Source organism: Kribbella antibiotica (assembly GCF_004349055.1).
GTDB lineage: Bacteria > Actinomycetota > Actinomycetes > Propionibacteriales > Kribbellaceae > Kribbella > Kribbella antibiotica.
On record NZ_SMKX01000271.1, the window covers coordinates 1 to 5070 of the forward strand.

Annotated in this window: 6 protein-coding genes; 5 read left to right on the forward strand and 1 reads right to left on the reverse strand. The window is 67.8% G+C overall.

Annotated features, from left to right (window positions below):
- Positions 1-329 (forward strand): 2,3-bisphosphoglycerate-dependent phosphoglycerate mutase (locus E1263_RS41895; protein ID WP_132177965.1); only part of this gene is annotated, 329 nt, incomplete at its 5' end.
- Positions 330-427: 98 nt separating this feature from the next.
- Positions 428-781: a hypothetical protein gene (locus E1263_RS41900; RefSeq protein WP_132177967.1), complete on the forward strand. Its 354-nt coding sequence runs from the start codon at positions 428-430 to the stop codon at positions 779-781.
- Positions 782-842: 61 nt separating this feature from the next.
- Here the strand turns inward: E1263_RS41900 and phoU are convergent, their stop codons facing one another.
- On the reverse strand, positions 843-1553 hold the full coding sequence (gene phoU, locus E1263_RS41905) for a phosphate signaling complex protein PhoU (protein WP_132177969.1): 711 nt from the start codon (positions 1551-1553) through the stop codon (positions 843-845).
- Positions 1554-1749: 196 nt separating this feature from the next.
- Between phoU and E1263_RS41910 the strand changes: the two genes are divergently transcribed.
- Genes E1263_RS41910 through E1263_RS41920 form a run of 3 tightly spaced genes read left to right on the forward strand, consistent with a single transcriptional unit; the run spans position 1750 to position 4725 of the window.
- Positions 1750-2967 (forward strand): sensor histidine kinase, encoded by a 1218-nt coding sequence (locus tag E1263_RS41910; RefSeq protein WP_132177971.1) that lies wholly within the window; start codon positions 1750-1752, stop codon positions 2965-2967.
- Positions 2964-3641: a response regulator transcription factor gene (locus E1263_RS41915; RefSeq protein WP_132177973.1), complete on the forward strand. Its 678-nt coding sequence runs from the start codon at positions 2964-2966 to the stop codon at positions 3639-3641. Before E1263_RS41910 ends, E1263_RS41915 begins: the two co-directional genes overlap by 4 nt.
- 55 nt (positions 3642-3696) lie before the next feature.
- Entirely contained in the window at positions 3697-4725 is a 1029-nt protein-coding gene (locus E1263_RS41920) for an iron-siderophore ABC transporter substrate-binding protein (protein WP_132177975.1), read from the forward strand.
- The last annotated feature ends 345 nt before the right edge of the window (positions 4726-5070 follow it).

Here is a 5070-nt window from a genome sequence, read left to right on the forward strand (position 1 = left end):
CCGCCCTCCCCCCGGAGATCCTCCCCGCGACCGAGTGCCTCAAAGACGTCGTCGCCCGGATGCTCCCCTACTGGTACGACGCCATCGTCCCCGACCTCCGCGCCAACAAGACCGTGCTGGTCACGGCCCACGGCAACTCTCTGCGCGCCCTCGTCAAGCACCTCGACAACCTCGACGAGCCCACCGTCGTAGGCCTCAACATCCCCACTGGCCTCCCCCTCCTCTACGAGCTGGACGAGGACCTGAAGCCGATCACCCCCGGCGGCGAATACCTCGACCCCAACGCCGCAGCCGCGGCCATCGAGGCAGTCAAGAACCAAGGCCGCTGATCGGATTCGATCGGGTTTGTGTCCATCTAGTCGGGTGACGACGACGATGGCGGCAACGGGACGGCAGTGAGGCCGTCCCGATGCCGATCGGAGGACGTATGAGCAGGAAGCGATTGCTGAGCAGCGTGGTGGCTGTGGTGGTGGCTGGGGCTGGGGCGGTGCTGGCGACCGGGCCGGCGCAGGCTGCACCCATTTACGACTGCTTCTACACGACCAACACCGGGATCGACCTGTTCCGGACTCCGACCTCGACCACGGCCGACTACTTCGTCGGTGCGGGGAAGACGCTGGTCGACCTCGGCTGCAACGGACTGCGGACCGGGCGTAGCTACACCGACTGCCGCAACGACAACCGGTGGGTGCCGGTGGATGCTGTCGTCGGGCAGTCCGGGAAGTACGGGTTTGCTGCCTTCGGCTGCGTCACCGGGCCGCGGCGCGTGCTGCGCGCATAGTCAGACCATCGAAAAAGGCGCCCTCGGCAACTGTTGCCTAGGGCGCCTTTCGGTATGTCGGTCAGTCGTTGCCGTTGGGGTTCGGGGTCGACGCGCCGGCGCCGGAGCCGGCTGCGGTGCCGCCGACGGCGACGGGGAGCTCGCCGGTGACGAGGTAGACGACGCGACGGGCCATCGAGACGGCGTGGTCGGAGATGCGCTCGTAGTAGCGGCCGAGCAGCGCGATGTCGACGGCGACCTCGACGCCGTGCGGCCAGTTGTCGTCCATCATCAGACGGAACTGGTTGCTGCGCAGCTGGTCCATCTCGTCGTCGGTCGCCTCCAGCTTGGTGGCGGCGTCGACGTCGCGGGTCTTGATCACGTCACCGGCGGCGTCGACCATCTGGCCGGCGACGGTGCCCATTTCGGCGATGACGCTGTGCAGCTCGGCGGGGATGGCCGGCGACGGGTAGCGCAGGCGGGCGATCTTGGAGACGTGGGCGGCGAGGTCGCCCATCCGCTCGAGGTCGGCGACCATCCGCAGCGCGGCGACCAGCATCCGCAGCTCGTTGGCGACCGGGGCCTGCCGGGCCATCAGTTCGAAGACCTTCTCCTCGACGCCCTCACCGGCGGCGTCGAGCTGGATGTCGGCGGCGATGACGTCCTCGGCCTGCCGGATGTCGGCCTCCAGCAGGGCGGCGGTGGACCGGCGGACGGCGGTCGACACGGTCCGGGTCATCCGCTCGAGCTCGGCGAGGATGTCGTCGAGCTGCTCGTGGTAACTGTCACGCATTGTGTTCGTTTCCGATCTTCTGAGTGCCCATGGCCCGGTGCCGGACAGGCCAGTACCCGCCCAACCGTGACGGTATGCCGTCGAGGTTGCCGGGCGGCGATGAGTGGTGAACGCCTGATGAACAGTTGTGACGCGTCCCGGTCATCCGGTGCTCATTCGGTCTTTCCCTGCTGGTTGCCCGCGTAGCATCGGTCTTGTGGATCCCACGCTGGCTGCGGTGCTGGGCGGCGTCATTGGCGCAGCCCTGGCCCTCCTTTCTCTCGGCGCGATGATGCTTTCCGAGCGGTCACAACGCAAGATCCCGGAGTCGCCGGAGCCCGCCGTACCGGGCGGTGTCGCCACCGTTCTCTCGGTACTGCGCTCCTCGGCGGTCGTGATGGGCCCCGAGGACCAGGTGCTTCAGGCGAGCGCTCCGGCGCACGTGCTCGGCATTGTCCGGGGCGAGCGGCTGGTGGTCGACGACATCCTGACCATGGTCCGCGCGGTCCGCCGGGACGGTGAGATTCGTCAGCAGGATCTGGAGATCGTCCGCGGCCGGCTCGGTGCCACGCAGTACGTGAGCGCCCGGGTGGCGCCGCTAGGCAGCCAACTGGTGCTGGTGCTGGTCGAGGACCGGACCCGCGAGCGTCGCCTGGACGCGATCCGACGCGACTTCACCGTCAACGTGAGTCATGAGCTGAAGACCCCGGTCGGCGCGCTGATCCTGCTCGCCGACGCGGTCTCCGAGGCCTCGGACGACCCTGAGGCAGTGCAGCGGTTCTCCGACCGGATGCGGATCGAGGCCTCCCGGCTGAGCCGCCTGGTCAAGGAGATCATCGAGCTGTCCCGGCTGCAGGGCGACGACCCACTCGAGCACCCGCACTCGGTCGACATCAACGGGGTGATCGATGCCGCCGTCGACCGTTGCCGGGTGGACGCCGAGGACCGCGACATCAAGATCGTGGTCAAGACCGAGCCCGACCTGGAGGTGATGGGCAGCGTCGACCAGCTGTCCATTGCCATCGGCAACTTGGTGGAGAACGCGGTCAACTACAGCCCGGACGGGACCCGGGTCGCGGTCGCCGCGCACCCGATCGGCGACCTGGTCGAGGTGACCGTCAGCGACCAGGGTGTCGGGATCCCGACCAGCGATCTGGAGCGCATCTTCGAGCGCTTCTACCGGGTCGACCGGGCCCGCAGCCGGGAGACCGGCGGGACCGGGCTCGGGTTGTCCATCGTCAAACACATCGCTTCGATCCACGGAGGCGACGTACGGGTGTGGAGTGTCGAAGGGCAAGGCTCCACCTTCACCGTGAGACTTCCACTGCGGCTCGAATCCGCGGCGGGCCAGACCGGTTCCCCCAGCCAGGGCGAGCCGGCCGTCACTCAGCCGCCTACCCCGGCTGGGCAGATCACAAAGGAGACAGCTTCGTGACCCGAGTGCTGGTCGTCGAAGACGAAGAGAGCTACAGCGACGCACTGTCGTACGTCCTGCGCAAGGAAGGCTTCGAGGTCGCCGTCGCGGAGACCGGGCCGGACGCACTGGACGAGTACGACCGGGCCGGCGCGGACATCGTGCTGCTCGACCTGATGCTGCCCGGACTGTCCGGCACAGAGGTCTGCCGGGCGCTGCGCAGCCGGGGCAACGTCCCGGTCATCATCGTGAGCGCCAAGGACACCGAGGTGGACAAGGTCGTCGGGCTCGAGCTGGGCGCGGACGACTACGTCACCAAGCCCTACAGCCCGCGTGAGCTGCTGGCCCGGATCCGTGCCGTACTGCGGCGTGGCCAGGACGTCGAGCTGTTGCCGGACACCCTCGAGGCGGGGCCGGTCCGGATGGACGTCGAGCGGCACGTCGTGACCGTCGGGGGCACCGAGATCCGGCTGCCGCTGAAGGAGTTCGAGCTGCTCGAGATGCTGCTCCGCAACACCGGGCGGGTGCTCACCCGGGGACAGCTGATCGACCGGATCTGGGGCGCCGACTACGTCGGTGACACCAAGACCCTCGACGTCCACGTGAAGCGGTTGCGGTCCAAGCTCGAGAAGGACCCGTCGAACCCGCAGCACCTGGTCACCGTCCGCGGCCTGGGCTACAAGTTCGATTCCTGAGAGAAGTTAGCTTAGGCTGTCCTTAGTTGAGGGTTTCGACTGAGGAGAGTTCTTGATGGCGTGGCACCCCTACCGGGCAATCAGCACAGCTCGGGCGATCAGTACGACTGCCAGCGTACTGATCGCGACCAGCTTGCTCGTCGCTTGCGGTGGTAGCGACGACGCTCAGCCGCAGGGGGCCACGAGCAGCACCGGATTCCCGGTGACGCTGAAGAACACCTTCGGCGAGACCGTCGTACCGGCGAAGCCGCAGCGGATCATCACCCTCGGCTGGAACGCGCAGGACATCGTCCATGCCCTCGGTGAGACCCCGGTCGCGATGCCCAAGATCACCTACGGCCCGACCGCGGCCGGCGTGAGCGCGTGGCAGGCCGACTGGTTCGACCCGGCCAAGACGCAGTTGCTCGACACGGGCGACAAGTACCCGTTCGAGAAGATCGCTGCGCTCAAACCCGACGTGATCCTGGCGCCGTACGAGGGCTTCGACAAGGCGACGTACGAGACCCTCTCGGGGATCGCGCCGACCGTCGCGTACCCGGGCTCCCCGTGGCAGACCACCTGGCAGGACCAGACCCTGCTGGTCGGCCAGGCCCTCGGCAAGAAGGCCGAGGCCGAGAAGCTGATCTCCGGTCTCGACGACAAGCTCAAGCAGGTCGCCACCGATCACCCCGAGTTCAAGGGCAAGACCCTCGCCGTCGGCTCCTTCGGTACCGACAACTGGCTCTACATGCCCGGCGACCCGCGCGTCCAGATCCTCAACCAGATGGGCTTCGTGAACGCGCCCGGCGTCGACGCGCTGCAGAAGAAGAACACCAAGAACGAGTTCGCCGTCGCCATCAGCAAGGAAAAGATCGCCGACGCCGATGCCGACGTACTGATCGCGTACGTCGACGGCTTCGGCCCGGCCAAGTTCGCCGCCGACCCGATCTACTCGTCGCTGGGCGCCGTCAAACGCGGCAGTGCCTACGCCCTCGACGACTCCCAGGTCATCTCCGGCATGAGCTCCGTCAGCGTCGAGAGCATCCCCTGGGTCCTCGGCAAAATGCTCCCCAACCTCGCCAAAGCGGCCCAAGCCGCCAACTGAACGTCCGACGGGACCTCGGCCACAGGCCCCGCCGGTACGACGAACGGGCCGCCCCGCGCCGGGAGCGGCCCGTTCGGCTTGTGCCCATCCCGCAGGAGGTGGGTGAACCCACCAAACGCAGGACGGGCCGTCCCCGAGTAGGGAACGGCCCGCCTGAAGGGATTTGGGTTTAGTGCTCGCCCGCGGGTGCGTCGTTGCGGGGGGTGGGGGCGTAGTGGTCTTCGGTGAGGACCGGGATGTCAGTGGTGATCGGCGCGGCCTTGGCGAAGGTGATGACCACGTTGATCATCGTGCCGGGCTTGGCGCCGGTGACGGAGAAGGGGGCCGCCGCGGGGGTCTTCGGGG

Coding starts and splice junctions, on each gene's coding strand:
- E1263_RS41900 (WP_132177967.1), top strand. CDS start 428: ATGAGCAGGAAGCGATTGCTGAGCAGCGTGGTGGCTGTGGTGGTGGCT.
- phoU (WP_132177969.1), bottom strand. CDS start 1,553: ATGCGTGACAGTTACCACGAGCAGCTCGACGACATCCTCGCCGAGCTC.
- E1263_RS41920 (WP_132177975.1), top strand. CDS start 3,697: ATGGCGTGGCACCCCTACCGGGCAATCAGCACAGCTCGGGCGATCAGT.